The 24,740-nt window shown below is 61.4% G+C and carries 26 protein-coding genes and 1 tRNA gene; 15 read left to right on the forward strand and 12 right to left on the reverse strand.

Annotated features, from left to right (window positions below):
- Window positions 1–2 precede the first annotated feature (2 nt).
- Window positions 3–446 (reverse strand): MarR family winged helix-turn-helix transcriptional regulator, encoded by a 444-nt coding sequence (locus ACMDCR_RS16955; RefSeq protein WP_413987732.1) that lies wholly within the window; start codon window positions 444–446, stop codon window positions 3–5.
- Window positions 447–566: 120 nt separating this feature from the next.
- Between ACMDCR_RS16955 and ACMDCR_RS16960 the strand changes: the two genes are divergently transcribed.
- Complete coding sequence (locus ACMDCR_RS16960; RefSeq protein WP_413987733.1) at window positions 567–1,124, forward strand: DNA-3-methyladenine glycosylase I; 558 nt, start codon at window positions 567–569, stop codon at window positions 1,122–1,124.
- Between the two features lie 60 nt (window positions 1,125–1,184).
- Here the strand turns inward: ACMDCR_RS16960 and ACMDCR_RS16965 are convergent, their stop codons facing one another.
- Window positions 1,185–2,135 carry a GlxA family transcriptional regulator gene (locus ACMDCR_RS16965; RefSeq protein WP_413987734.1) on the reverse strand — a complete coding sequence of 317 codons (951 nt, stop codon included), beginning with the start codon at window positions 2,133–2,135 and terminating at the stop codon, window positions 1,185–1,187.
- A gap of 118 nt (window positions 2,136–2,253) precedes the next feature.
- Here ACMDCR_RS16965 and ACMDCR_RS16970 point away from each other — a divergent pair, with 118 nt between their 5' ends.
- The 4 genes from ACMDCR_RS16970 to ACMDCR_RS16985 all read left to right on the forward strand — a co-directional run bounded on the left by ACMDCR_RS16970 (window position 2,254) and on the right by ACMDCR_RS16985 (window position 5,224).
- Window positions 2,254–2,991 (forward strand): GNAT family N-acetyltransferase, encoded by a 738-nt coding sequence (locus tag ACMDCR_RS16970; protein WP_413987735.1) that lies wholly within the window; start codon window positions 2,254–2,256, stop codon window positions 2,989–2,991.
- Between the two features lie 155 nt (window positions 2,992–3,146).
- Window positions 3,147–3,989 (forward strand): universal stress protein, encoded by an 843-nt coding sequence (locus ACMDCR_RS16975; protein ID WP_413987736.1) that lies wholly within the window; start codon window positions 3,147–3,149, stop codon window positions 3,987–3,989.
- A gap of 129 nt (window positions 3,990–4,118) precedes the next feature.
- On the forward strand, window positions 4,119–4,607 hold the full coding sequence (locus ACMDCR_RS16980) for an NUDIX domain-containing protein (RefSeq protein WP_413987737.1): 489 nt from the start codon (window positions 4,119–4,121) through the stop codon (window positions 4,605–4,607).
- A 47-nt stretch (window positions 4,608–4,654) separates the two neighbouring features.
- The gene (locus ACMDCR_RS16985; RefSeq protein WP_413987738.1) at window positions 4,655–5,224 is read left to right on the forward strand and encodes an HdeD family acid-resistance protein; all 570 of its coding nucleotides are present in this window, start codon (window positions 4,655–4,657) and stop codon (window positions 5,222–5,224) included.
- Between the two features lie 321 nt (window positions 5,225–5,545).
- On the opposite strand, the gene ACMDCR_RS16990 is transcribed toward ACMDCR_RS16985, so the two are convergent.
- A complete protein-coding gene (locus ACMDCR_RS16990) occupies window positions 5,546–6,013 on the reverse strand; it encodes a response regulator transcription factor (RefSeq protein WP_413987739.1) in 468 nt (155 codons plus the stop codon).
- 183 nt (window positions 6,014–6,196) lie between these two features.
- Window positions 6,197–6,481 (reverse strand): helix-turn-helix domain-containing protein, encoded by a 285-nt coding sequence (locus tag ACMDCR_RS16995; RefSeq protein ID WP_413987740.1) that lies wholly within the window; start codon window positions 6,479–6,481, stop codon window positions 6,197–6,199.
- A 680-nt stretch (window positions 6,482–7,161) separates the two neighbouring features.
- On the opposite strand from ACMDCR_RS16995, the gene ACMDCR_RS17000 reads away from it, so the two are divergent.
- The 3 genes from ACMDCR_RS17000 to ACMDCR_RS17010 all read left to right on the forward strand — a co-directional run bounded on the left by ACMDCR_RS17000 (window position 7,162) and on the right by ACMDCR_RS17010 (window position 8,198).
- Window positions 7,162–7,392 carry a hypothetical protein gene (locus ACMDCR_RS17000; protein ID WP_413987741.1) on the forward strand — a complete coding sequence of 77 codons (231 nt, stop codon included), beginning with the start codon at window positions 7,162–7,164 and terminating at the stop codon, window positions 7,390–7,392.
- 34 nt (window positions 7,393–7,426) lie between these two features.
- Window positions 7,427–7,777 (forward strand): hypothetical protein, encoded by a 351-nt coding sequence (locus ACMDCR_RS17005; RefSeq protein ID WP_413987742.1) that lies wholly within the window; start codon window positions 7,427–7,429, stop codon window positions 7,775–7,777.
- Window positions 7,778–7,853: 76 nt separating this feature from the next.
- Window positions 7,854–8,198, forward strand: coding sequence for a RidA family protein (locus ACMDCR_RS17010; protein WP_413987743.1), 345 nt, complete (start codon window positions 7,854–7,856; stop codon window positions 8,196–8,198).
- A 130-nt stretch (window positions 8,199–8,328) separates the two neighbouring features.
- Here ACMDCR_RS17010 and ACMDCR_RS17015 read toward each other — a convergent pair whose 3' ends face one another.
- From ACMDCR_RS17015 to ACMDCR_RS17030, 4 genes are all read right to left on the reverse strand, one after another.
- Complete coding sequence (locus ACMDCR_RS17015) at window positions 8,329–8,934, reverse strand: histidine phosphatase family protein (protein ID WP_413987744.1); 606 nt, start codon at window positions 8,932–8,934, stop codon at window positions 8,329–8,331.
- A gap of 154 nt (window positions 8,935–9,088) precedes the next feature.
- Window positions 9,089–9,424, reverse strand: a complete 336-nt coding sequence (locus tag ACMDCR_RS17020; RefSeq protein ID WP_413987745.1) for a hypothetical protein — start codon at window positions 9,422–9,424, stop codon at window positions 9,089–9,091.
- Window positions 9,425–9,516: 92 nt separating this feature from the next.
- The gene (locus ACMDCR_RS17025; RefSeq protein ID WP_413987746.1) at window positions 9,517–9,942 is read right to left on the reverse strand and encodes a DUF1801 domain-containing protein; all 426 of its coding nucleotides are present in this window, start codon (window positions 9,940–9,942) and stop codon (window positions 9,517–9,519) included.
- Window positions 9,943–9,985: 43 nt separating this feature from the next.
- Entirely contained in the window at window positions 9,986–10,861 is an 876-nt protein-coding gene (locus ACMDCR_RS17030) for a LysR family transcriptional regulator (RefSeq protein ID WP_413987747.1), read from the reverse strand.
- Window positions 10,862–10,956: 95 nt separating this feature from the next.
- On the opposite strand from ACMDCR_RS17030, the gene ACMDCR_RS17035 reads away from it, so the two are divergent.
- On the forward strand, window positions 10,957–11,835 hold the full coding sequence (locus ACMDCR_RS17035; protein WP_413987748.1) for a DMT family transporter: 879 nt from the start codon (window positions 10,957–10,959) through the stop codon (window positions 11,833–11,835).
- An 11-nt stretch (window positions 11,836–11,846) separates the two neighbouring features.
- The gene (locus tag ACMDCR_RS17040) at window positions 11,847–12,170 is read left to right on the forward strand and encodes an antibiotic biosynthesis monooxygenase family protein (RefSeq protein ID WP_413987749.1); all 324 of its coding nucleotides are present in this window, start codon (window positions 11,847–11,849) and stop codon (window positions 12,168–12,170) included.
- A 103-nt stretch (window positions 12,171–12,273) separates the two neighbouring features.
- Here ACMDCR_RS17040 and glnA read toward each other — a convergent pair whose 3' ends face one another.
- Window positions 12,274–13,683 (reverse strand): type I glutamate--ammonia ligase, encoded by a 1,410-nt coding sequence (glnA, locus tag ACMDCR_RS17045; RefSeq protein ID WP_413993652.1) that lies wholly within the window; start codon window positions 13,681–13,683, stop codon window positions 12,274–12,276.
- Between the two features lie 163 nt (window positions 13,684–13,846).
- A complete protein-coding gene (locus ACMDCR_RS17050; protein ID WP_413987750.1) occupies window positions 13,847–14,185 on the reverse strand; it encodes a P-II family nitrogen regulator in 339 nt (112 codons plus the stop codon).
- A gap of 287 nt (window positions 14,186–14,472) precedes the next feature.
- Between ACMDCR_RS17050 and ACMDCR_RS17055 the strand changes: the two genes are divergently transcribed.
- Window positions 14,473–15,948, forward strand: a complete 1,476-nt coding sequence (locus ACMDCR_RS17055) for an NAD(P)H-hydrate dehydratase (protein ID WP_413993653.1) — start codon at window positions 14,473–14,475, stop codon at window positions 15,946–15,948.
- Window positions 15,949–16,038: 90 nt separating this feature from the next.
- Here the strand turns inward: ACMDCR_RS17055 and ACMDCR_RS17060 are convergent, their stop codons facing one another.
- Both ACMDCR_RS17060 and ACMDCR_RS17065 read right to left on the reverse strand, forming a co-directional pair.
- The gene (locus ACMDCR_RS17060) at window positions 16,039–16,977 is read right to left on the reverse strand and encodes a cation diffusion facilitator family transporter (RefSeq protein WP_413987751.1); all 939 of its coding nucleotides are present in this window, start codon (window positions 16,975–16,977) and stop codon (window positions 16,039–16,041) included.
- A gap of 292 nt (window positions 16,978–17,269) precedes the next feature.
- Window positions 17,270–17,354 (reverse strand) — tRNA-Leu (locus ACMDCR_RS17065).
- Window positions 17,355–17,795: 441 nt separating this feature from the next.
- On the opposite strand from ACMDCR_RS17065, the gene tig reads away from it, so the two are divergent.
- The 4 genes from tig to lon all read left to right on the forward strand — a co-directional run bounded on the left by tig (window position 17,796) and on the right by lon (window position 24,665).
- Window positions 17,796–19,217 (forward strand): trigger factor, encoded by a 1,422-nt coding sequence (tig, locus tag ACMDCR_RS17070; protein WP_413987752.1) that lies wholly within the window; start codon window positions 17,796–17,798, stop codon window positions 19,215–19,217.
- A 339-nt stretch (window positions 19,218–19,556) separates the two neighbouring features.
- Window positions 19,557–20,189, forward strand: a complete 633-nt coding sequence (locus ACMDCR_RS17075; protein ID WP_413987753.1) for an ATP-dependent Clp protease proteolytic subunit — start codon at window positions 19,557–19,559, stop codon at window positions 20,187–20,189.
- Window positions 20,190–20,467: 278 nt separating this feature from the next.
- A complete protein-coding gene (gene clpX, locus ACMDCR_RS17080; protein WP_413987754.1) occupies window positions 20,468–21,727 on the forward strand; it encodes an ATP-dependent Clp protease ATP-binding subunit ClpX in 1,260 nt (419 codons plus the stop codon).
- A 514-nt stretch (window positions 21,728–22,241) separates the two neighbouring features.
- On the forward strand, window positions 22,242–24,665 hold the full coding sequence (lon, locus tag ACMDCR_RS17085) for an endopeptidase La (RefSeq protein ID WP_413987755.1): 2,424 nt from the start codon (window positions 22,242–22,244) through the stop codon (window positions 24,663–24,665).
- Window positions 24,666–24,740 lie beyond the last annotated feature (75 nt).

The raw sequence follows: 24,740 nt of genomic DNA on the forward strand, positions 1-24,740 counted from the left end.
GTTCAGCTTTCGGAGAGACGTCGGATGATCGCCACGGCAGCTGTGAGGGTTTCGCGATCCGCCTCATCGAGCTTCGCCATGGCGGCGGAAAGCCATTCGCGCTTCAGGAGCGTGTGTTGCTGGCGCGTGTGCAGGCCATGGTCGGTGAGTCCATAGAGGACCTGCCGGCCATCGCTGGGGTGGGGGCGGCGCTGTACCAGGCCGTCCTGCTCCAGGCTCGCGAGGGAAGCACCCATCGACTGGGGCTTCACGGCCTCGGCGCGGGCAAGATCCGCCGTTGTCATCCAGCCGGCCTGTTCGAGGCGGGCGAGGACGACGGCCTGCGACCAGGTCAACTCGCTGGGGTTGGATTCCGCCCGAAGTCGGCGCAACAGCTGTCCCGCTGCCTGCAGGAGGTCGGAGACGGCAGTCTCGAAGGGCAGGGGTGCATCGGCCTTTCTGATCATGGAGCGAGCATAGATATTAGAAGCTTAACTGGCAAGCTACCCTTCTAATTTTCCTGCTTATCCACCTGCTATGCTGCCGGGAGATTCGATTTCCGGTCAGTCGTCCAGAAAGGCCTTCCCATGAGCGACACCCACCTCCACCACCGTTGCAACTGGGCTGAGGGCGATCCACTGATGCGGGCCTATCATGACGAGGAATGGGGCGTGCCGCAGCGCGATCCGCGCATGTTGTGGGAAATGCTGATGCTGGAAGGCTTCCAGGCGGGCCTCGCCTGGATCATCGTGCTGCGCAAGCGCGAGGCCTTCCGCGAGGCTTTCGCCGGCTTCGATCCCCGCAAGGTCGCCAAATTCGACGGGAAGGACGTAGAGCGGCTTATGGCCGATCCCGGCATCGTGCGGGCTCGGGCCAAGATCGAGGCGACCATTCGCGGCGCACGGATCTATTGCGAGATGGAGGATAGCGGCGAGAACTTCGCCGATTTCTGCTGGTCTTTCACGGATGGACAGGTGCTAAAGGGCGACGGCACCAGCTGGATCGCTTCCTCGCCCCTGTCGGAGAAGATCTCGAAGGAGCTGAAGAAGCGCGGCTTCAAATTTGTGGGCCCGACCATTGTCTATGCCTGGATGCAGGCCGTCGGCATTGTCAACGACCATGCTCTCGGTTGCTTCCGGCGCTGACGGAAGCAATGCGAAGATGGGCTTGCAAAACCCATCCGCTGCAAATGAACCGCTCCATGCCTAACCAACGCGCCTCCTGATTTCGCGCACACCACGCCCCAGTCGGCGCCGCAGGAGCGTCCGCAATGTCGAGCCCTCGGCATAGCCGACCTTCCGGGCGATGGCATCGACGCTCTCGGTTCCGGTCCGGAGGAGATGGACAGCCCGCTCCATTCGCAGGTCCTGGATGTACTCGACCGGCGTCTTGCCGAGCACGTCACGAACGCGCCGCGCCAGCGTGCGCTTGCTGCTGGCGAGGGCTTCGGCAGCCGCCTCCAGCGTGAGGGCGCTATCGAGATGATCGCGCACCCAGCGATCGAAGCGGCTCACCAGCGGATCGGCATGAGCGAGATGGTCGGGAATGACGTAGGCCGATTGCGAGGGACGGGTGTCGATGATCAGGTAGCGAGCCACCAGGTCGGCAAGATCCGGGCTGCTGCGCCGGATCAGCCAGAGAACCATGTCGACGACGCTGAGAGCCGCGCCCGCGGTGAGAAAAGCGCCGGAGGGCACGATGATGCGATCAGGTTCGAGCTGAACCTGCGGATAGCGCTCGCGGAAGAAGGGCGCCAGCCACCAGCTGGTGGTGGCATGCTCCCCGTCGAGAAGGCCGCTCTCGGCCAGCACGAAGGTGGCGATGCAGGAGGCCGCGATGGCCGCGCCGTCCTTCGACCAGGCACGCAACAGCGCGCCTGCGCTGGCGATGTCGGGCAGGGCAAGGGCGGTGCGCAGCGCCTCCGGCATCTTGTGACCGATAGCCGGCACGAGCACCCAGTCGAACACCATGTCGGAGGCGGCCACCTGCAGGGGAATGCGAAATCCCTGCGCGCTGACGGCCTCGTTGCGAAGGCCGATAAGGCGAACCGTGAAGCGCTCTTCGCCGGAGAGGTCGTTGGCCGTGGTCAGCACATCGAGGATCGCCGCAAGCGCGGTATCGAAGACATGGTCGAGCACAAGAATGGCAATCTTCATGGCCGTATCGATATCAAAGATGTCAATCCTGCCAATATCCACGATTAGGGGCAGTGGGTAAAGTCCCATGCAAACACTGGCTGGCCACAATGTAGGCCTGCACTCGAACGAGAAACCCATGTCGAACATTGGAATTGCGTCATCGGCCCATGTGCTTGATCATCCGATCTGGAGCGCGCTCAACGGCACGCAAAAAGCGCTGGCCGAGGGCGGCGTTCTGGCGCGCCGCTATCCCGTCGACGTGGCGCCCTTCGCCGCGTTGCGGGACAATTCGGCCGAGTGTTTCACGGCGCTCGCCAGGCCGATGACGCTAGGGGATCGTGCCGCGCTTTGCACGATCGAACCGGTGGAGCCGCCCGAAGGCTTCGAGGTGCTGATGGCTCGCAAGGGAGACCAGATGATCGGCGTGCCGGCAGATATTCCTGCCAACTCGGCCGAGATCGTGGAACTCGGCGAGGAGGATGTGGCGGCAATGATGGAACTGGCGGATCTGACCAAGCCCGGCCCCTTCAACACGCGTACCCACAGCCTCGGCACCTTTCTCGGCATAAGGGTCGCCGGGCGACTGGCCGCCATGGCAGGCGAGCGCATGCGGCCGGGCCGGTATACTGAGATCACGGCCGTGTGCACGCATCCCGATCATCGCGGCCATGGCTATGCGCAAGTCCTGTTGGGGGAGGTCGCCCGCCGAATTCACGGTCGCGACGAGATCCCGTTCCTGCATGTCTTTTCCGACAATCATGCCGCCATCGGGCTCTACCGGCGTCTCGGCATGCACACACGCCGGCAGTTGCATTTTACCGCTCTGGGGCTTGCTTCCCGGAGCATTGTTGGCCCCCCGCGCCAGGGGCGATGATCGCAGGTCGCTCCCGCGCCAGTTCAGTGCCCGAAATCGATTTTACGCTTTGGTCAGGACCAATTTACCTTGCGGATCGGTGAGCATCGTGGTGCAAATTCAGGACTAAAGAAATTCTTGCGTCTTCAAGAAGACGATAAGTCCCTGGTTTTCGCATGCCCTATCCAAATCTGCTGGTTCACGTCCAGGATGACGATGACAGTGACGCGAGGATCCGTCTGGCAATTTCGCTCGCACGCCGGTTTGGAGCCAAGCTGACAGGCGTAGCGGCCGCCAAGATCGATCCTGTCGTTTCGGCGCCCACCGCTCTGGCACGCCCAACGCATACCGGCGCTGTGACGATGGTGGACCTCGAATTCATCGAGTCTGGCCTGCGCGCTGCGGAGGCGCGCTTCCGGCGGATCATCACGGCGAGCCGGATTCGTACGTCTTGGCACAGTCGCCTCGATTATCCCGCCGAGGCCCTCTGTCTCTATGCGATGACGAGCGATCTGGTGGTCGCCGGTCGGCGGGCAGAGGCAACGCTGCATGCTCCGCAGTCGGCCTTCGATCCCGCCGACGTCATCATGAAATCGGGCAGGCCAGTGCTGGTGGTGCCGCCGGGCATGCCGGGCCTCTCCGGCGCGCGGGTGGTCGTGGGCTGGAAGAACACGCGGGAGGCACGGCGCGCCATCATCGATGCGCTACCCTTCCTCCAGGCTGCCACGCAGGTGAGCGTTGTTGAGTTCGCGCGCCGGCAGGATATGCCGGCGGCACGCGAGCAGACTGTGGCCGTGGCCGACTTCCTGCGGACCCATGGCGTTGCCGCCACGAGCGAGGCCGTGCCCTATCGAAGGGGCACCACCGCCGAACAGATTGTCGCCTTTGCCGAGCAGGCCAACGCCGATCTGATCGTGGCAGGGGCCTATGGCCATACCTGGCTGCATGAATGGATCTTTGGCGGCGTTACGCAGGTCCTGCTGCAACGCTGCCCCGTCTGCTGCCTTTTGAGCCACTGAGGCGTCGTCCAGTCCCACTGTATACATATGCATATTCCGTCGGGGCTACGGCCGGACCGCTGCGGGGTTGCCAGTCGTAGATGAGCGCGCCACAGTGGGCTCTCCCCGGACAAGCCTGAGGAGCTTGAGATGCCTTCCCGAAGCGCCGGCATCGTGCTCTACCGCCAGCGCGGCGAGACGATCGAGGTCCTGCTGGTCCATCCCGGCGGCCCCTTCTGGGCGAGGAAGGACCTCGGTGCCTGGTCGATCCCCAAGGGAGAATACGCGGAGGGCGAGGACCCGCAAGCCGCTGCCAGGCGGGAATTCGAGGAGGAGTTGGGCCACGGGCTGCCGTCCGGCGATCTCCTCTCGCTCGGCGAGGTCGTACAGTCGGGTGGCAAGCGGGTGCAGGGCTGGGCACAGGCGGGCGATTTCGAGGTGACAGCGCTTCGCAGCAACCTTTTCGAGTTGGAGTGGCCGCCGCACAGCGGCAAGCGCATGCAATTCCCAGAGGTCGACCGTGCGGCATGGCTCGATCCGGCGCGGGCGGCAGAAAAGATCATCCCGGCCCAGAAGGCGTTCCTCGACAGGCTCATGGCGCTTTTGTCCGAGCGCGGGCCGGCATCGCCATCACCGTAAATCGACCCAGGAATCGAAATTCGTCATCGAAGAGAAGGAGACCGAACATGTCGCTGAAACCGCCGATCACGCCCTCAAGCCAGAGCGGACCTCTTCTCAGCCAATGGGGCATCTTCCTCGCCGAAGGGATCATCCTGCTGATACTGGGTTGCGTGGCCATCGTCGTGCCGCTGCTGGCGGGCCTGGTGACGACGGTCTTCCTCGGCTGGCTCTTCCTGCTTGCCGGCATCATCGGCCTCGTCGCCACTCTTCGCGCGCGCGAAGCCCCCGGCTTTGCCTGGGCGCTGATCTCTGCCCTCCTGGCCATCCTTGCCGGCGTCGCCTTGATCTGGAACCCGCTGCAGGGCTTGCTCTCGCTCACGCTGCTGCTAACCGCCTTTTTTGCGATCGACGGCATCCTGATGATCGTGTTGGCCATCTCCCACCGCCGCAGCCTCTCCGGCCGCTGGGAGTGGATGCTGGTGAATGGCGTCGTCGATCTCATTCTGGCCGCCTACATCATCTCAGCACTGCCGGGTTCAGCCCTCTGGGCCATTGGCCTGATCGTTGGTATCGACCTCGTTTTTGGCGGCGCCACGTTGATCGCAATGGCTCTGGCCGCCCGTAGGGACAGTTGATGTGCCACTGGTGTTGACGCCATGGAGCCGGTCGAAAGGATGCTCCTGGTTCCAGCCGGTCTTCGGCAACCGCGCCTGGTATGAGCCAATGACCAGTGAGCCCAACACAGGCATCCTACTCCCGGCTCCGATCAGTTGCCTGGCGAGACCTCGCAGCCGCATCGGCAACTCCCGCATGGTAATGCCGTCGCGCGATGCGTGGGCCGATGACAACGATCCTTGGATCAACAAGTAAATGCAATCGTTTCGGGAATTAATATTCTTTTATCAATCTATGATTGTACATTTGGTGTTTGGACATTGTCGTGTGGCGGAGCGTGCTCATGGGCCTTCATTCACGACTTTTTGACCGGCGATCTTCGCGGCCTCCCCCCTTGTCGTTACATCGAGGACACGCAGGAGGAGCGAGACGTGGTTGCGCACCGTAAATGGAGAGATTGAAAGCGCACGCGCGATCTCCTTGTTCGAGCACCCCATCGTGATCAGCTTCAGGATACTTGCCTGGCGCGGTGTCAGCAGGGGAGTAATCTGGGCCATTGGCGGTTGGCGAACGCAGGCGCCCAATTGAGAGACGAATTCGGGCAGCAGCCGCGTTGTGGCGCCAGAACCATTGGGACCTTCGTCCACGAAATGGATGGAGGCTTGCGGGAATTGTCTGCGCAGTTGCCGGACTAATTCCTCTCCCTCGGCATCGATGATCACCAGGATGCGCCGGCGGCCTGCGGAACCGGAAGAAGCGGGCGGCGGGAAATCGTCTTGTTTGGAATGAGCCATTGCGACCGTTGCCATGTCAGGCTTTGGTCGCCGAGAGGCAGGCCGCGGACAATGAGGGGAACAACAAGCGGACCTCGAAGACGGTTACAATGCAACCAATGCTTCCGCTTTTAGATCGATTCCGTCTGTTCCCTGGGTTACTGGAGGCGGCCTTTGTGAAGCACCAACTCTTCCCTGCGCATCTCAATCAAGAGGCCATCAATCGTCGTTCTCCGCGGTGAGTTCTTCCGGTCGCAGCCAGGCCTGCCTTATGCCGCGGCGCAGGCGCAGGCCGGGGCCGTTGCCATCATCGGGGAGGAAGACGATGCCGGCTTCCTCGAAGGCAAGCTGGAGCGCAACTACATCCTGCCGCTGAGGCGTTCTCTCGCCCTTCTCATACTCTGCGATAATCGTCCTGGGCACGCCGGACTTCCTGACCATGTCGGCAATATCGAGATCAAGAAATGCTCGGGCGGCGCGGCTGAGAGCGGGAGAAAGAAACATGAGGAAACGCCTTGCGCTGTTGAGCCGGGTTTCATTGAGCGCTCGCGCGCCTTAATGGGAGATGTATGAAATGTGAAATCAGTTCGTACATGTTCGCACTCGTAAACTTGGGCGGTCGATCTCCTTGAAAGCACAACGCTTTAAGGTTGTTGAGTGTTCGTCTTCGAGCGTTGGCTTTCTTGCCAGGGGGGGGTAGCAACGCTGTCAGCCGTCAGATGCGGACGTCGCACTCAGACTCCTTTTCGATGGTTAGCCTCGCATTGGATCAAGTATGACGAAATCTGCCTAGGATCGGCAATCCAAATTGCCTTAATCCGCGACCGTCTTTTGGATGACCCTGTCTCTGCAAAGGATTTACACCGTAACACTTTTCGTCGATTTTCGTGCCGGGTTCGCACTAACGAAGGCGAGAATGAAGCCTTAAGTCGCCCAAACTTGATACGTCCCTGAGTTACAATAGTGCTTCAGATCGAATACATTCCTGGATACTGCTTCTGCAATCTATTGGGCGATGGTTCTTATGGCGACGAAAAGTAATTTTCTTATGGAAGATTACCGAGGAAACGCTATTCTGTAAGCAAGAACAAGGTAAACACAAGTTCGTAGCACGGCTCAAGCGAGTGTACGGTTTGTTTTTGTCATCCTCTATGTCACAGGCGGCAGCAAACCCTGGTGAAACAATGCGTGCGAAACTCAGCACGGTCGCAGTCGTCTTTACCGCAGCCTTTGCGGTTGAAGTCGATGGCCCGCATGCAGGCGCGGCGTCTATCGTGAACAGGCTGTCCGCCGAATTTGATGATGTTGTTGTCTATTCGCATGAAAACCACCATCAGTTTCCCTGGACCGAGGACGCCAAGGACGCCTTCAGGTGGCGCTGGCCAGGCGTGACACTGGTCACGCATTTGCGATGATCCGGATGTCATCGCGGCTGTTGCACCCTTTCCCTTGATCGAGTTGCTCGGCTTCGTGGGAAAGATCGAGGAGGTGCATGCGCGCGGCAAGGCCGCTCTGGTGCCCGCTGAGGGGACGGGGCTGAAGATGAAACTCAGTTCCGCCTTGGTCTCAGGTTTGCCAGCTCTTGCATCCACCCAGGCCTTTGAAGGTTTGCTGTCCGACTATGGCGGAGCCGTTATCCAGATCAACGAAGCGAAGCTACGGAGCGTGCTGGACGCCGATCAAATTCTTGCCAAGGCCCATGCGAGCGCGATCCGATGCCATGCGATATTCGACGCCACTGGAGAAGCCGATGCGGCCCCGTCGGCCGTCCGATCCGTCCTCTCATTGCCGTCATCGTGAAACGACGCTCGAGCGATGGCGGAGCGCGGGCAGGCCTGCTAGATGAGGCGCGCAGTTTCACAAAGAGGAACGACCCATGATCAAGCGCCTTCACCCCGGTCCGCGTTTCTGCAAGGCGGTCATCGCCAACGGCATCGTCACTACCGCCGGCATCACGGCCAGCAACGCCAATGCCGACACTGTTGCCCAGACAAGCGATATCCTGGCCCAGATCGATGCGCTCCTGGCCGAGGCCGGTACGTCGAAGGCCAATCTGCTTACCGTCAATATCTGGCTGCGCGACATCGCCCATTTCGCCCAGATGAACAGCGTGTGGGACAAGTGGATCGACATGAACAATTTGCCGGTGCGTGCCACCGTCGAGGCTCGCCTCGCCGCGCCCGAGTTGCTGGTCGAGATCCAGGTCTCTGCGACTGTCTGAGCGGACTTGTGAGCCGGGGGGCTCGCGATATCGTCGTCGCCGAGCTCCCGACCTGCGCATTCGAAATGTGACATATGATGGCAGTCATGTGCCATAGCGCGGAGTTCAAGGGGGGCAAGCGTCATCAATCTCAGCTGCGTGCCACTTTCTCATAGGCTGCGCCCGACAACCATTCGCAGTTCTCGATCGGGCGGGCCTGGAAGGCGGTGAGAAAGCGTTCCATATCGGTCTTGTCGCTCGCGGCGGGATTGTTGGCGAGGAGCCGCCAGGCCTGCATGATGTGACCGTGGGTGAAGATGGCCATGGTTCGCGCCGGACTTGCCTCGATGCGCCTCGCCGCCTCGCGCACCCGGTCCAGCATTTGCGCGAAGGATTCAGCGCCGGGGCCGTCGATCAGGGAAGGGTCGCAGGCTTTCCAATAGGCATCCACCAACGGCCGGCGCTGCTCGACCGTGGTGTTGGCGCAGCGCACCGGCGAGAGATAGGTGAATTCCTGCACGGGCCAGGTTTCGATCGGCGTATCCGCAAAGCGCTCCGCCGTGGGCCCGGCCGTCTGGCGGGCGCGCAAATAGGGGGAGACCACGATCAGGTCGGGCGCCGCGGAGAATTTCTCCGCCATCTCGCGAGCCTGGTGCCAGCCCTTGTCGGTCAGTGCTATGGATGAAGCATCCTTGGTGGCCAAGCCGGCATTGGCCGTGCTTTCGCCGTGGCGAATCAGCCATATTTCTTTCGACACGCGCGTATCCCTTCGAGCAAGGCGCGCTTACACATAAACGCTCATTGCTCTAACTCCTTGTTTCAACGCGCTTTTGCGGTCCCTGCCCCATTCGGCAAGATCGCAGGACGCTTTGGAACACACGGGTGCTGTTAGCACAGTCCAGCCGGAAGACCTATTGAGCCTGGTCCGTTGTGGATGGCTGATCAGGATACCAGGACGAGGAATCGGGACCGATATTTGGGTAGAGCGGGCGTTGCCTGGCGGTGACGCTCAGCTTGCAGCACGCGCTGTTGGCACCGTCGCCGAAGGTCTTAGCCGGCTTGTCGCTGTCATCGGCGCTCCATTGCGACTTGGCCTTCGTCAGCGGCGCAGCCTTGGCCGGCTTGGGCTTGAGCTGCGCCGGCTTGGGTTGGTCGAGCGTGAGGTCGGGCGGTGGGAACTTATCGGTCGCGAGAGCGGGGGGCGCCGCGAGCACCATGGCCGTGATGAGGAAAGCGATGGTCTTCATGTCGTCAATCCGCCTGCATGCCGGCAGATTGCTATCAGCGCGGCAAAAAAGCGAGCGGAGATTCTGTGTGATCGTGCGGGAGTGGCGGAAAATCAGACGCCGCGTTTGGCATGCACATGATAGGTCAGGGCCATGGCGATGCAGTGACGCAGCGGCTCGGCCGGAATGGTCGCCCCGACGTCGAATAGCAAAGCGCGGCTGCCTTCAATGCTGAACGTCTCAGGGTAGTGCTGCTGGATCATGGCGGCTAGCTGCGTCGGGCAGGGGAAATAGAGCGCATAGCAGCGCAGAGAGCCGCGATGGGCATTGATGCTGATGGTGGTGCCCATCCGCGCCTTCACGGCGTGATAAGCCGGCTCGTTCCATTTGAGTGTTTCGATGAGGCCGCCGAGCTGTGGTAGCCCTGCCGCGACATCGAAGATGGTCTGGCGCAGATGCAACAAAGGTTGGCGCAGGGAGCCAGGTAGGGCCTCGAATTTGGCGGCGACCAGCGGATTGTCGAATGGGGCTGGCGGCAAGGTGCTCTCCTGTTTCGCCCTGTCTTACACCACCGGCCTTGATCTATCTTGCGGAGAGGATTGGCGGCAGGGCCCTCATCGCCTCGCTCAGGTGATCGGCCAGCAGGGCGCCTGCCCTGGAGAGGCTCGGCGCGCGGTGCAGGCGGATCTCCGCCGCGGGCAACGGCGGCAGACCGTGTTCGCCCGACAGCACCTGCAGCCTGGCTGGCTGGAAGCTCGACTTGACGACGGTCACGGCCAGGCCCTGCGCCGCGATCGCCTCGACGGCCGAGAGGTTGTGGCTGATGAAGGCGAGGCGCCAGGCCCGCTCGGAACTGTCCAGCGCCTCGATGGCCCAGCGGCGGAAGAGGCAGCCATGCGGGTAGAGCGCCACGGGCAGGGGATCCATCTCCCACACCCGATGCGCGGCACTGGTGACCCAGACAGCCTGGTCGCGCCTCAGCAATTCGCCTTCCCGATGACCCTCGGGATGCATGGCGACGACGAGATCATAGGCTTCGCCGAGCCGGCCGACCATACCGCTGGTGAGGCCGGTCTCCATCTCGACATGAATACGCGGATAGAGGGCGATGAAACGGGCAAGCAGCGCCGGCAGCACCAGTGTGCCGTAATCGTCCATCACGCCGAGGCGCACGCGTCCTTCGAGGTGATGCTGGCGCAGCCGCCCGATGGCTTCCTCATTGAGGCTGAGGATGCGGCGCGCATAGGAGAGTAGCCCTTCGCCGGCGCTGGTGAGGTCGACGGTAGCCTTGGTACGGTGAAAGAGTTCCGTGCCCAAGCGCTCTTCCAGCCGCTTGATCTGCATGCTCACCGCCGATTGGGTGCGGTTGAGCAGGCTGGCGGCGCGGGTGAAGGAGCGATTATCCGCCACTGCGACGAAGGCTTGCAGGAGTTCGGGGTTGAGAAGTGGCTGGGTCATAACGGAATATGATGACCAGCATGGCAGAAATTCAATTCCTTTATGGCATCGCCTGCGCGTAGATGAGGTGAGGTTGATGTTTCGGAGAGCTGGCGATGTGGGGCGTTCTGGCCGCTGTCCTTTCGAGTGGCATCGGCGGTACCGCCGTGGTGGCCACGCGTGCTCTGTCTGGAATGATCGATCCAATATCGCTCGGTGCCCTGCGCTTCGGCCTGGGCTTCCTCTTCCTTTTGCCGGTGGCCGCGCTGCAGAAGGAAGCCTGGCCCGCCAAGATGGACTGGCCGCGGGTTGCCGGCCTTGGCGTGCTGTTCTTTGCCGTGTTCCCTTTCTTCTTCAATGCCTCGTTGCATTTCACCACGGCGGCGCGCGGGGCGCTGGCGCTCTCGACCCTGCCACTGTTGACCATGGTGGTGGGAGCGGGGCTCGGCGTCGAAGCGATCACGGCGCGCAAGACGCTTGGGGTTCTCATCGCCATGGCCGGCGTGGCACTGGCACTGCTTTCTGGCCTCGCCAATGCGCCGGAGGGCGCTTGGCAAGGCGATCTCCTGATGGTCTGCGCTGCGCTCTGCATGGCCCTCTACACCATCTGGTCCCGCCCGCTCATCCTCCGCTCAGGGCCGATCCGTTTCACCGCCGTGGCCATGGGCGTGGGAGCGTTCTGCCTCGTCGCGATCTCGGCCGCGGATGGGGGCCTCTCGCGCACCTCCGCCCTCGCGCCGGGGCAATGGCTGGCCTGCTGCTATCTCGGCATCGTCGGAAGCGCCTTCATCTTTTTCCTCTGGGCCTTCGCCATCACCCGCACCACACCGACGCTGGTCGCCATCTCAGTGGCAGTCAATCCGATCATGGCATCCCTCGCCGGCCAGGTCTTCCTGGATGAGCCGTTGCGCTGGAACATCATTGCAGGTCTGATCACGGTATGCACTGGCATCGGCATTGCCACTACGGCGGCTAGGATGCCGGCGCGAACCTGAAGGAGGAGACCATGATTGGGGATAGCGACGACAAGCCGAAGTTCATCCGTATCTGGCGGGGGCGGACGCGCAAGGAGGATTTCGAGGCCTATTCGCGCTATCTGCACGAGGCGGGCGTACGCAAGATCGAGAGCATTCCCGGCAACATCAAGGTGGAGATGTTCCGCGCGCTGCGCGGGGACCAAGCCGAATTCATGGTGGTCTCCTACTGGCCGAGCCTTGAAGCTATCCGCGCCTTCTCAGGCGAAGATGTCACGCGCACGCGTCATCTGGAGAAAGATCCGGACTTCCTGCTGGAACTGCCGACCTTCGTGGAGTTGTTCGAGGTTTATTGAACAGCACTGACGCCGATATGAAACCGGTCGGCAAGTCCAAAAGAAAGAGGCCGATGCGTTGCCGCACCGGCCCTTCGATCTGTGCCCCTGGATTTTGGGCTTCTTAAACCGAGTAATACATCTCGAACTCGACCGGGTGCGGCGTCATCTCGAAGCGCATCACTTCCTGCATCTTCAGTTCGATATAGGAATTGATGAAGTCGTCGGTGAACACACCGCCCTTCTTGAGGAAGTCACGATCCTTGTCGACGGCGCCGAGCGCTTCGCGGAGCGAGCCGCAGACGGTTGGGATCTTCTTGAGCTCCTTCGGCGGGAGATCATAGAGATCCTTGTCCATGGCAGAGCCGGGGTCGATCTTGTTCAGGATGCCGTCCATGCCGGCCATGAACATGGCCGAGAAGGCAAGATAGGGGTTCGCCGCCGGATCGGGGAAGCGGACCTCGACGCGCTTGGCCTTCGGGTTCGTGGTGTAGGGGATGCGGCAGGAGGCCGAGCGGTTGCGGGCCGAATAGGCCAGCAGCACCGGTGCTTCATAGCCCGGAACCAAGCGCTTGTAGGAGTTGGTCGCCGGATTGGTGAAGGCGTTCAGCGCCTTGGCGTGCTTGATGATGCCGCCGATATAGTAGAGGCAGGTTTCCGACAGGTCGGCGTATTTATTGCCCGCGAACACCGGCTTGCCATCCTTCCAGATCGACTGGTGCACATGCATGCCCGAGCCATTGTCGCCGAACACGGGCTTGGGCATGAAGGTTGCCGTCTTGCCATAGGTGTGGGCGACGTTGTGGATGCAGTACTTGTAGATCTGCAGGTGGTCGGCCATGCTCACCAGCGTGCCGAACTTCATGCCGAGCTCGTGCTGGGCGGAGGCGACCTCGTGGTGATGCTTCTCGACCACGACGCCCATCTGCTGCATGGCGGCGAGCATTTCCGAGCGCATGTCCTGCGCAGAATCAAGCGGGGGAACTGGGAAGTAGCCGCCCTTGGTGTTGATGCGGTGGCCGAGATTGCCGCCTTCATATTCGGTGTCGAAATTGGAGGGCAACTCGGTCGAATCGAGCTTGAAGCCCGTGTTGTAGGGATCGGCCTTGAAGCGCACGTCGTCGAACACGAAGAACTCGGCCTCGGGGCCGAAGAAGGCGGTGTCACCGATGCCGGTCGACTTCAGATAGGCCTCGGCGCGCTTGGCGATGCCGCGCGGGTCGCGGCTGTAGCCCTCGCCTGTCGAGGGCTCGACCACGTCGCAGGTAATCGACATCGTGGCGGCCGAGAAGAAAGGGTCCATGGTCGCCGTGGTCGGATCCGGCATCAGGCACATGTCGGATTCGTTGATCGCCTTCCAGCCGGCGATCGAGGAGCCGTCGAACATCGTGCCTTCGGTGAAGATCTCATCGTCCACCAGGGAGACGTCGAAGGTTACGTGCTGCCACTTGCCACGCGGATCGGTGAAGCGGAAATCGACATATTTAACGTCATTGTCCTTGATCGCCTTCAGGACGTCCTTGGCGGTCTTCATCATATAGCCTTTCCTTCTCTAGGCACGGTTTCCTAAAGCAAAGCGCGTTTGGGCATAAACGCTCTTTTGCTTCAACTCCTTGTTTCGAACGCGTCTTTGCGGTTCTTGGCGACAGCGCAAAATCGCAAAGCACCTTGGCGCTAGGCGATCTGCCCACTTTTGCTTAGATAGCGTCGAGGCCGCTCTCGCCGGTACGGATGCGGATGGCTTCTTCGATATTGAGGACAAAAATCTTGCCATCTCCAATGCGCCCGGTCTGGGCAGCCTTGCGGATGGCTTCGATGGCGCGCTCGACACGCTCGTCGGGCACCACAACCTCGATCTTCACCTTGGGAAGAAAATCGACGACATATTCGGCGCCCCTGTAAAGCTCGGTGTGGCCTTTCTGCCGCCCGAAGCCTTTTGCCTCCGTCACCGTAATTCCCTGCAGGCCAACCTCCTGCAGCGCCTCTTTCACCTCGTCCAATTTGAAGGGCTTGATGATGGCTTCAATTTTCTTCATGGGGTCTCCTCGATTTCAGCACATAGTGCGCAGAAACCTTCTTGCTGGTAGCAGGTCGCATGCCAAACCGCCAACAGGAAAATTCGTGTTTACGTTCAAAGTGTTGTCGTATTGAGGGCCGGGAATTGGGCAGGTGACGCAGCAAGACTGCACAAAGTTTCGCCAGCCTGCCAACAAATTGTGCGATTGCGAAGTGTAATTTTCGCACAGCAACGCATTTTTTGATGATTTTTCGACCGAATGCGACGAGGTGGCGCATATGAACCAGGGGATTGGAGGGGATCTTGATCGAATTGTTGAGTCCGTCCGAAATGGCCGACGCCGACCGTCTTGCCATTGCGGAAACCATGACGGCCGGCCAGTTGCTCGAACGGGCAGGGCGGGCCGTCGCGGATGCGGCCTCGCGCTGGCCCTTCAACACCCCCATCCTCGTCCTCTGCGGCACCGGCCTCAATGGCGGTGACGGCTTCGTGGCGGCCCGAATTTTACGCGAGCGCGGCTACCGGGTGCGCTTGGGCATGATCGGGCTGGTCTCTTCGCTGGGTGGGGAGGTCGCCTATGCCGCCGAGCAATGGGGCTCACCGATCGAGGATGCCTTCACCCTGACGCTGTCCCGGGAAGGCATCGTCATCGACGCACTGCTCGGCGCAGGGCTCTCGCGCGACATCACCGGGCCGCTCGCAGGCTTGATCGAGCGTGTCAACGTTTCAGGCCTGCATGTCATCGCGGTCGACCTGCCATCGGGTATCGATGGCAACAACGGGCAGATCCGTGGCGTCGCCATCAAGGCGCAGGAGACCGTGACCTTCTTCCGGCGCAAGCCCGGCCATCTCCTCGTGCCGGGGAAGGTCAATTGCGGCGCGCTCCGGGTCGCCGATATCGGCATCAGCGAAAGCGTTCTGGAGACGATAAAGCCGAAAACCTTTGCCAACCAGCCGGTGCTGTGGCGGCAGCACTTCCCGCACCTGATGCCTGAGGGTCATAAATATGCCCGCGGCCATCTCGTCGTGCTGTCGGCCGGAATCGAGGGCACGGGCGCCGCGCGGTTGGCGGCCAGGGCGGGGCTGCGCGCCGGCGCCGGCCTCGTCACCGTGGCGAGCCCCTCCGATGCCCTGCCCATTCATGCCGCCGCGCTCGACGCCATCATGGTGCGGCGCTGCGATGGGCTGGAGGGCCTTGCCGCCATTCTCGAGGACAAGAGGCGCAACGCCTTCGTTATCGGCCCGGCACTGCCGCCGGATGAGGAGACCCGCTCGCGGGTCGACATGGCCCTGGGCGCGAGCCGGGCGGTGGTAATCGATGCCGGCGCGCTCACCGCCTTCGCCGCCGAGCGCATCCGTTTCATCGCGACGCTACGGGCTGCGAAGGGCGCCGTCGTGCTTACTCCTCATGAGGGCGAATTCGAACGTGTGTTCGAAGATATCTCCAGCAAGCATGCTTCCAAGCTCGAACGCGCCCGGGCAGCCTCCGAGGCAACCGGCGCCGTGGTCCTGCTCAAGGGCGCCGATACCGTGATCGCCGCGCCGGACGGGCGCGCCGCCATCAACGCCAACGCGCCGCCGACACTGGCGACCGCCGGATCGGGTGATGTGCTGTCGGGCCTGATCGGCGGATTGCTGGCACAGGCCATGCCGGCCTTCGATGCGGCCTGCGCCGGCGTCTGGCTGCATGGCGAGGCGGCCAACCAGTTCGGGGTAGGGCTGACGGCGGATGACTTGCCGGGGATGCTTCCGACGGCGCTGGCCGGGTTGATAAAGACCTGACTACGACGCTCTCCTGAATGCGCCTGGAAGGAAGGATTGGTCGGCCTCCTCGAGATCTGAAGTGTCAAAGACCATTGCTGGTCATTCTCGCTACTGGTTATGGACGGTCGCCATGTGTGCTTCGGAAGGCGCCTTCTCAGTTTGCAGCGTCACATGCCCGATCCCGAAATGCTCCTTCAACTCTTCGGCCGCATGAAACAGCGTTTCATCGGAGGGCGGGCTTTCCGGCATAACCAGATGACAGGACAGCGCGGTTTCGGTTGTGCTGAGGGACCAGACGTGCAGATCGTGCAAATCACTCACGCCCGGCAGGTCGAGCAGAAAAGTGCGCACCTTATCCATGTCGATACCGGGCGGCACCGCGTTGAGCGACATGGTGAGCGAGCCGGTCAGCAGGCTCCACGTCCCAACGACGATCACGACATTGACAACAATGCTTATCGCCGGGTCGATCCAGTGCCATCCGGTCAGCAGGATGACGAGCCCCCCAACGACAACGCCAAGCGAGACGAGAGCATCCGAGGCCATATGCATGAACGCGCCACGCACATTCAGGTCGCCCTTGCTGCCTGATGCAAACAGCCACGCGCAGAAACCGTTCAGGACGATGCCACAAGCAGCGACAATCATTACGGTCTTGCCGGCGACTGGCTCTGGCTGTGACAAGCGCTGAAGGGCTTCCCATGTCAGCCCGCCGACGACGACCAGCAGGAATACGGCGTTGAACAGGGCCGCTAGAATGGAAGTGCCCCCCAGGCCGTAGGTGAACCGGCTGGTGGGCTTGCGCTTCGCCAAGATGACAGCTGCCCAAGCGACGCCGAGGCCGAGCGCATCCGACAGATTATGCCCAGCGTCCGCCAGCAGCGCGACCGAATTGCCGAGTAGCCCGTAGACGACTTCGATCACCACAAATATGGCATTGAGCGCCACGCCCAACGCAAAGCGCGTCCCGAAATTGGCGGGCGCGTGGACGTGACCGCCGTGGCCGTGCCCTTCGTGGTCATGCGCGTGCTGGTGGTTGTGCGTCATGCGTACGCTCCCCCGAGAGAGATATCTGCCTACATGCTATAGCGGCTAGAGAAGCAAGCCTTGTGACTACGGGATGGCGAGGTTTGATTCCTGGAAGACACCCATCCCTATCTCAAGGGGCGATACCCTCCTTGTGGATGTGCTTATAGCGAGATTCGATCTAATCAGGATTAGCACTGCGCGGGGCGACACGATCATCTGCTGCAGCAACTGCGGTGTCGAAGCTTTCTGAAGCCCTCCTTGCCATCGGGCAAGGAAACCTATCGACAAGCCGCCGCGCGCCATTGCCGTATGGTGCCCTGCGAGGGACTTGAACCCCCATGCCTCTCGGCGCGAGAACCTAAATCTCGTGTGTCTACCAGTTCCACCAGCAGGGCAAAGCGAAAGGTGATCTTTCAAAACGCGCAGTGACACGAAGAGCAAACCCTTGGCAAGTGCTTTCTGTCGCGGATGGCAAGGAAGGGCGCAACTGGTCCCGTCGGCCTCTTGTCGGCCCGTTTATACCAAAAAGAGCCACAGAACAGCTTGCAATCCACAAGGCGGTGGATGTAAAAGCCCCAATCCAATCGCCACCCCACGTGGCCAATGATGCGCCACATCTTCGCCCCAGGGCCTGATGGGCCGTATTGGCGCCGGAGGGTGGTATAAGGTAAGTCCTTGTTATCCCAAGGTTTTGGGCTTTCAGTCGTGTCGGGCCACCGGATATCTTTCTCCGGTGTTGAAAGTCGTGGGAACGCCGCTTCCCCGCCGACACAACCGTCTGTCTTCGAAGCCGGGATAAAGGGCGGCAACGAACTCACGGATTCGGGACAAGATTTATGCAGGTGACCCAGACCCTGGCCGATGGCCTGAAGCGGGAATTCAAAGTGGTTGTGCCGGCGGCCGATATCGCCTCTCGCGCCGACGCTCAGCTCGAGGACATGAAGACCAAGGTCCGTGTCAACGGCTTCCGCCCGGGCAAGGTGCCGGTGGCGCATCTTCGCCGCCTCTATGGTCGCTCGGTGACCGCCGACATCGTCAACAATTTCGTAGGCGAGGCCAACCGCAAGATCGTCGATGACAACCAGATCAAGCTGGCCATGGAGCCCAAGCTGGATTTCGGCGCCGACGATGAAGGCGTGACCAAGGTTCTCGACGGCAAGGCCGATCTCGCCTGGACCGTGGCCGTGGAAGTGTTGCCGACCTTCGAGGTCGGCGACGTCACGGGCATCAAGATCGGCAAGCCCGTGGCCGATGTGGAGGATTCCGAGGTGCAGTCGCGCCTGGAGGACCTTGCTCGCCGCAATGTCACCTATAGCGACAAGAAGGCCAAGTCGAAGGCCGAGAGCCGCGACCGCGTGATCGTCGATTTCGTCGGCAAGATCGACGACGTCGAATTCGAGGGCGGCAAGGGTGAGGACATCTCGGTGGACCTCGGCTCCAACACCTTCATCCCCGGCTTCGAGGATCAGCTGATCGGCGTCACCGCCGGCGAGGAAAAGATCATCGACGTCACCTTCCCGGTGAACTACGCCTCCGACACGCTGGCTGGCAAGGCCGCGACCTTCGATGTCAAGGTCAAGGCTGTGCAGGCCCCGGGTGAGCTGGTTGTTGACGACGAACTCGCCAAGTCGGTCGGCCTGGAGTCGCTCGACAAGCTCAAGGAAGTGATCAAGACCTCGATCGAGAATGAATATGCGTCGGCCTCGCGCAGCAAGGTCAAGCGCCAGCTCCTCGACGCGCTCGACGCCAAATATTCCTTCGATCTGCCGCCGACCCTGTTCCAGCAGGAGTTCGACAATGTCTGGCAACAGGTCGAGCGCGAGATGGCGCAGAGCGGCCGCACCTTCGAGGAAGAAAACACCACCGAGGAAGCCGCGAAGGAAGACTATCGCAAGATCGCGGCCCGCCGCGTGCGTCTGGGCCTCGTGCTCGCCGAGATCGGCGAGAGCAACAAGATCCAGGTGACTGAGGAAGAAGCGACCCGCGCCGTGATCGATCGCGCCCGCCAGTTCCCGGGCCAGGAGCGCCAGATCTGGGAGTTCTACACCAAGAATCCGCAGGCTATTGCCGAGCTGCGCGCTCCGATCTTCGAGGACAAGGTTGTCGACTACATCCTCGGTCAGGCCGAGATCACCGAGAACAAGGTGAGCAAGGAAGAGCTCTTCAAGGAAGACGACGAGGAGACTGCTCCCGCCGCCGCTGCCGAAGAGAAGCCGGCCAAGGCCAAGAAGGCCAAGGCCGCGAAGGCTGCAGAGTAAGTGCCGCACGCGGCCTCCTCTGTAAACGTCTGATGCGGTGGCCGGATAGATCTCGGTCCAAGGAAATCCGATGCAGTGGCCGGGCATGTCCCGGCCACTGTCGTTACCTGTGCAGGAGCCATGCAAAAAGGGGCGGGCAGGGGGGCTTGCGGTGGGCACTTCGACGACACATTTGCGACAGAGGGGCTCTCTCTGACGTGGGGCGGGCTCCACTCTCGACCCTTTCGGTGCCTGTCCGTTCTTGCTGCCGGGGGCGAAGGTTCACTTGACAAATGAACCTGCAATCCCCGCCCTGAGAGGGAACACCGAATGCCTAGATTCGCCTTCTGGAGATAATTGATGCGCGACCCTGTCGATTACTACACCAACAACCTGATCCCGATGGTGGTCGAGAGCACCAACCGGGGCGAGCGGTCCTGGGACATCTACTCACGCCTGATGCGCGAGCGCATCATCTTCCTGACTGGCGCGGTCGAGGACTATATGGCCTCCGTCGCCGTCGCCCAGCTGCTCTTCCTTGAGGCCGAAAACCCCAAGAAAGAGATCGCCATGTACATCAATTCGCCGGGTGGCGTGGTCACTGCCGGCCTGTCGATCTACGATACCATGCAGTTCATCCGCTGCCCGGTCTCGACGCTCTGCGTCGGCCAGGCTGCTTCGATGGGCTCGCTCCTGCTGGCGGCCGGTGCGAAGAACATGCGCTTTGCCTTGCCCAACGCCCGCATCATGGTGCACCAGCCCTCGGGCGGTTATCAGGGCCAGGCCACGGACATTCTCATCCATGCGGAGGAGACTCGCCGCGTGAAGCAGCGCCTCAACGAGATCTATGTCCGCCACACCGGCCAGGACATAAAGAAGATCCAGGAGGCTCTCGAGCGCGACAACTTCATGGACGCCGAGCAGGCCAGGTCTTTCGGCCTTGTCGACCAGGTGCTCGAGAAGCGGCCGGACGAAGTGGGCACGAAGTCCTGAGACAGGTCTTGGGATGACAGGCCCAGGGATTCTTGGTTCGAATCTCCGGGCGCAAGAGTTTCGCCACAGTTCGTTGCGATGGATATCGTTAATGACCTGTTGACGTGGGCGGCGCTAGATTCCAGCATCATGCTGAAATCTGGTGCGCTCGTACCGAGAATGGCAGGGGCCAGGCGATTGGCACGGCCTTTGCCTAACGAAATGTTATCCCGCAGAATGGTATCCTGCGGAATTATGCGGAATTCTGTTCCGCCGAGAGAGCCCGAAAGGGGGACGCCATGACCAAGGCCGGCAGCGATTCGAAGAACACGCTCTACTGCTCCTTCTGCGGCAAGAGCCAGCACGAAGTTCGCAAGCTCATCGCCGGCCCGACCGTTTTCATCTGCGATGAATGTGTCGAGCTGTGCATGGACATCATCCGTGAGGAGAATAAGTCCTCATTGGTTAAATCACGTGACGGCGTGCCGACGCCGCGCGAGATCTGCAAGGTGCTCGACGATTATGTAATTGGCCAGATGCAGGCCAAGCGCGTGCTCTCTGTAGCCGTGCACAATCATTACAAGCGCCTCAACCATGCCACCAAGCACAGCGACGTGGAGCTGGCGAAGTCCAACATTCTGATGATCGGGCCGACCGGCTCGGGCAAGACGCTGTTGGCCCAGACCATGGCCCGCATCATCGACGTGCCCTTCACCATGGCCGATGCCACCACGCTGACGGAAGCCGGTTATGTCGGCGAGGATGTCGAGAACATCATCCTCAAGCTGCTCCAGGCGGCCGACTACAACGTCGAGCGTGCCCAGCGCGGCATCGTCTATATCGACGAGGTCGACAAGATCAGCCGCAAGTCGGACAATCCCTCGATCACCCGCGACGTCTCGGGCGAAGGTGTGCAGCAGGCGCTCCTGAAGATCATGGAAGGCACGGTGGCGAGCGTTCCCCCGCAAGGTGGGCGCAAGCATCCCCAGCAGGAATTCCTGCAGGTCGATACCACCAACATCCTCTTCATCTGCGGCGGTGCTTTCTCCGGGCTCGAGAAGATCATTTCGGGCCGCGGCAAGGGTACGTCCATCGGCTTTGGCGCGCATGTGACCACGCCCGAGGATCGCCGCACTGGCGAGATCTTCCGCGAAGTCGAGCCGGAGGACCTGCTGAAGTTCGGCCTGATCCCTGAGTTCGTCGGCCGCCTGCCGGTGATCGCGACGCTTGAGGACCTCGACGAACCGGCCTTGATCAAGATCCTGACCGAGCCGAAGAACGCTCTGGTCAAGCAGTATCAGCGCCTGTTCGAGATGGAAGGCATCGACCTCACCTTCCAGGAGGAGGCTCTGTCGTCGATCTCGAAGAAGGCGATCGAGCGCAAGACCGGCGCGCGTGGCCTGCGTTCGATCATGGAGGGTATCCTGCTCGACACCATGTTCGAATTGCCCGGCCTCGACGGTGTCGAGGAAGTGGTGATCTCGAAGGAAGTGGTGGATGGCGCGGCCAAGCCGCTCTTCATCTACTCGGAGAAGCAGGAAGTCTCCTCGACCGCCTGAAGCTCGTCCGCAAGCCCTGACATTCCGCAGTGCCGGCCGCGAACGCCGGCGCTTGCTTGTTAGGGTTTGTTACAAGGTTTGATCGAGACAGGCCCTTGGTTGCGTCACCGCGGATTGCGCCTCGGGAGCCGGGGGATTAATCTGGCCCTTGTAATAGCCGGTCGAATCAAAGCCGTTTGGCGGCCAACACTTCTGCGTTCCAGCATGGTTTTTTGCTTGAAACGACCAAGTTGCCGGTGATGAAAGGCAAGGATCCGGTGCAATTTTCGATCGTGTCTGTGCGAAATTACACAGGCAATTTGTTGAGAGTAAAACAAAGTCAGACCAGCTCAATTTACAGGCACGGGCTGGCTTGACACTGTGCTCACTGCTCTCCACCTAATCAGCATTGAAACAACTGCGCCCATTCGGGGTGGTTGGGAATGCCTTCAGGGTCGGGTCTCGCGTTGACCAGGGAGGGTGGCGCCGCTGGCACGGCTATTGCAGCGTGATACGGCGCAGGAAAGGATAAGCAATGACAACGAATAAACAGCGTCCCCCGGTGCCGGCTGGCACTGTCGGTACTTTTCCGGTGCTGCCGCTTCGCGACATCGTCGTATTTCCGCATATGATCGTTCCGCTCTTCGTCGGCCGGGAAAAGTCGATCCGGGCACTGGAAGAGGTCATGCGTACCGACGGTCACATCTTGCTGGCGACGCAGCTCAATGCTGCCGAGGATGATCCGGCTACAGACGCAATCTACAAGCTCGGCACGCTCGCCACTGTCCTGCAGCTCCTGAAGCTGCCCGACGGCACCGTGAAGGTGCTGGTCGAGGGCGTGGACCGCGCGAAGGTGATTCACTATTCGAGCCATGACGACTACTACCAGGCCCAGGCCGAGGTTCTGGGCGATGGCAATGGCGAGAAGGTCGAGGCCGAGGCCCTGGCCCGGTCCGTCGTGTCCGAATTCGAGAGCTATGTGAAGCTCAACAAGAAGGTCTCGCCCGAGGTCGTAGCCACGGTCACCCAGATCGAGGACTATTCCAAGCTGGCCGACACCATCGCCGCCCATCTGGCGGTGAAGATCTCGGACAAGCAGGAAGTGCTGGAGATCCTGTCGATTCCGGCGCGCCTGGAGAAGGTTCTCTCGCTGATGGAAAGCGAAATCTCGGTCCTTCAGGTCGAGAAGCGTATCCGCACGCGCGTCAAGCGCCAGATGGAGAAGACGCAGCGCGAGTATTATCTCAACGAGCAGATGAAGGCGATCCAGAAGGAGCTGGGCGACGAGGAAGGCAAGGACGAACTCGGCGAGCTTGAGCAGAAGATCAAGCAGACCAAGCTCTCCAAGGAGGCCCGCGACAAGGCGCAGGCCGAGATGAAGAAGCTACGCCAGATGTCGCCGATGTCCGCCGAAGCCACCGTCGTGCGCAACTATCTGGACTGGCTCATCTCCTTGCCCTGGGGCGACAAGTCCCGGATCAAGAAGGATCTGCCGCATGCCCAGGAGATCCTGGATGCCGATCACCATGGCCTGGAGAAGGTCAAGGATCGCATCATCGAGTATCTCGCGGTGCAGCAGCGCGCCAACAAGCTGACAGGCCCGATCCTGTGCCTCGTCGGTCCTCCGGGCGTCGGCAAGACGTCGCTCGCCAAGTCCATCGCCAAGGCGACGGGCCGTGAGTATGTCCGCATGTCGCTCGGCGGCGTGCGCGACGAAGCCGAGATCCGCGGCCACCGTCGCACCTATATCGGCTCGATGCCCGGCAAGGTCATCCAGTCGATGCGCAAGGCCAAGAAGCAGAATCCGCTCTTCCTGCTCGACGAGATCGACAAGATGGGCATGGATTTCCGCGGCGATCCGTCTTCGGCCCTGCTGGAGGTGCTGGATCCCGAGCAGAACTCGACCTTCAACGACCATTACCTCGAGGTCGATTATGACCTGTCGAACGTGATGTTCGTGACGACGGCGAATACGCTCAACATCCCGCCCGCCTTGCTGGACCGCATGGAGATCATCCGTCTCGCCGGCTATACGGAGGACGAGAAGGTCGAGATTTCGAAGAAGCACCTCATCCCCAATGCGGTGCAGAAGCATGGTCTGAAGGCGAAGGAGTTCGCCATCGATGACGAGGCCCTGCTCACTCTGGTGCGCCGCTATACGCGGGAAGCCGGCGTGCGTAACCTCGAGCGCGAGATCTCGAACCTGACCCGAAAGGCCGTCAAGGACATCCTGATGTCCAAGAAGAAGAGCGTGCGTGTCACCCCGGCTCTGCTCGAAGAGTATCTGGGCGCCCCGCGCTATCGCTACGGCCAGGCTGAACTGGAAGACCAGGTCGGCGCGGTGACGGGCCTCGCCTGGACGGAAGTCGGCGGCGAGCTTCTGACCATCGAAGCGGTGATGATGCCCGGTAAGGGCAGGATGACCGTGACGGGCAATCTGAAGGATGTGATGCGCGAATCGATCTCGGCGGCGGCCTCCTATGTCCGCTCGCGGGCGATCGACTACGGCATCGAGCCGCCGCTGTTCGACAAGCGCGACGTCCACGTGCATGTGCCGGAAGGCGCTACGCCCAAGGACGGTCCGTCCGCCGGCATCGCCATGGCCACCGCCATGGTGTCGGTGATGACGGGTATCCCGGTCCGCCGCGATGTCGCCATGACGGGCGAGGTCACCCTGCGCGGTCGCGTGCTGCCGATCGGTGGCCTGAAGGAGAAGCTGCTGGCCGCCCTGCGCGCCGGTATCAAGACTGTGCTCATCCCTGAAGAGAATGCCAAGGATTTGGCCGATCTCCCGGACAATGTGAAGAACAGCCTTGAGCTGGTGCCGGTGTCCCGGATGGAAGAGGTTCTGCGCAAGGCGCTGGTGCGCATGCCCGAGCCGATCGTCTGGGAAGAGGACAAGAATGCTCCGCCGCCGGTGGTTGCCGGTGACGATGCCGGCGCTGTCGTCGCGCATTGAGGCTTGACGACACAGGAAACGGCCGTGCCTCCGGGCGCGGCCGTTTTATTTTGCCTTGCGCAACAGGCCCAAGCA

Source organism: Labrys okinawensis (assembly GCF_047345005.1).
GTDB lineage: Bacteria > Pseudomonadota > Alphaproteobacteria > Rhizobiales > Labraceae > Labrys > Labrys okinawensis.

Coding starts and splice junctions, on each gene's coding strand:
- ACMDCR_RS16955 (WP_413987732.1), bottom strand. CDS start 446: ATGATCAGAAAGGCCGATGCACCCCTGCCCTTCGAGACTGCCGTCTCC.
- ACMDCR_RS16960 (WP_413987733.1), top strand. CDS start 567: ATGAGCGACACCCACCTCCACCACCGTTGCAACTGGGCTGAGGGCGAT.
- ACMDCR_RS16965 (WP_413987734.1), bottom strand. CDS start 2,135: ATGAAGATTGCCATTCTTGTGCTCGACCATGTCTTCGATACCGCGCTT.
- ACMDCR_RS16970 (WP_413987735.1), top strand. CDS start 2,254: ATGTCGAACATTGGAATTGCGTCATCGGCCCATGTGCTTGATCATCCG.
- ACMDCR_RS16975 (WP_413987736.1), top strand. CDS start 3,147: ATGCCCTATCCAAATCTGCTGGTTCACGTCCAGGATGACGATGACAGT.
- ACMDCR_RS16980 (WP_413987737.1), top strand. CDS start 4,119: ATGCCTTCCCGAAGCGCCGGCATCGTGCTCTACCGCCAGCGCGGCGAG.
- ACMDCR_RS16985 (WP_413987738.1), top strand. CDS start 4,655: ATGTCGCTGAAACCGCCGATCACGCCCTCAAGCCAGAGCGGACCTCTT.
- ACMDCR_RS16990 (WP_413987739.1), bottom strand. CDS start 6,013: ATGGCAACGGTCGCAATGGCTCATTCCAAACAAGACGATTTCCCGCCG.
- ACMDCR_RS16995 (WP_413987740.1), bottom strand. CDS start 6,481: ATGTTTCTTTCTCCCGCTCTCAGCCGCGCCGCCCGAGCATTTCTTGAT.
- ACMDCR_RS17000 (WP_413987741.1), top strand. CDS start 7,162: ATGCGTGCGAAACTCAGCACGGTCGCAGTCGTCTTTACCGCAGCCTTT.
- ACMDCR_RS17010 (WP_413987743.1), top strand. CDS start 7,854: ATGATCAAGCGCCTTCACCCCGGTCCGCGTTTCTGCAAGGCGGTCATC.
- ACMDCR_RS17020 (WP_413987745.1), bottom strand. CDS start 9,424: ATGAAGACCATCGCTTTCCTCATCACGGCCATGGTGCTCGCGGCGCCC.
- ACMDCR_RS17030 (WP_413987747.1), bottom strand. CDS start 10,861: ATGACCCAGCCACTTCTCAACCCCGAACTCCTGCAAGCCTTCGTCGCA.
- ACMDCR_RS17035 (WP_413987748.1), top strand. CDS start 10,957: ATGTGGGGCGTTCTGGCCGCTGTCCTTTCGAGTGGCATCGGCGGTACC.
- ACMDCR_RS17040 (WP_413987749.1), top strand. CDS start 11,847: ATGATTGGGGATAGCGACGACAAGCCGAAGTTCATCCGTATCTGGCGG.
- glnA (WP_413993652.1), bottom strand. CDS start 13,683: ATGAAGACCGCCAAGGACGTCCTGAAGGCGATCAAGGACAATGACGTT.
- ACMDCR_RS17050 (WP_413987750.1), bottom strand. CDS start 14,185: ATGAAGAAAATTGAAGCCATCATCAAGCCCTTCAAATTGGACGAGGTG.
- ACMDCR_RS17060 (WP_413987751.1), bottom strand. CDS start 16,977: ATGACGCACAACCACCAGCACGCGCATGACCACGAAGGGCACGGCCAC.
- tig (WP_413987752.1), top strand. CDS start 17,796: ATGCAGGTGACCCAGACCCTGGCCGATGGCCTGAAGCGGGAATTCAAA.
- ACMDCR_RS17075 (WP_413987753.1), top strand. CDS start 19,557: ATGCGCGACCCTGTCGATTACTACACCAACAACCTGATCCCGATGGTG.
- clpX (WP_413987754.1), top strand. CDS start 20,468: ATGACCAAGGCCGGCAGCGATTCGAAGAACACGCTCTACTGCTCCTTC.
- lon (WP_413987755.1), top strand. CDS start 22,242: ATGACAACGAATAAACAGCGTCCCCCGGTGCCGGCTGGCACTGTCGGT.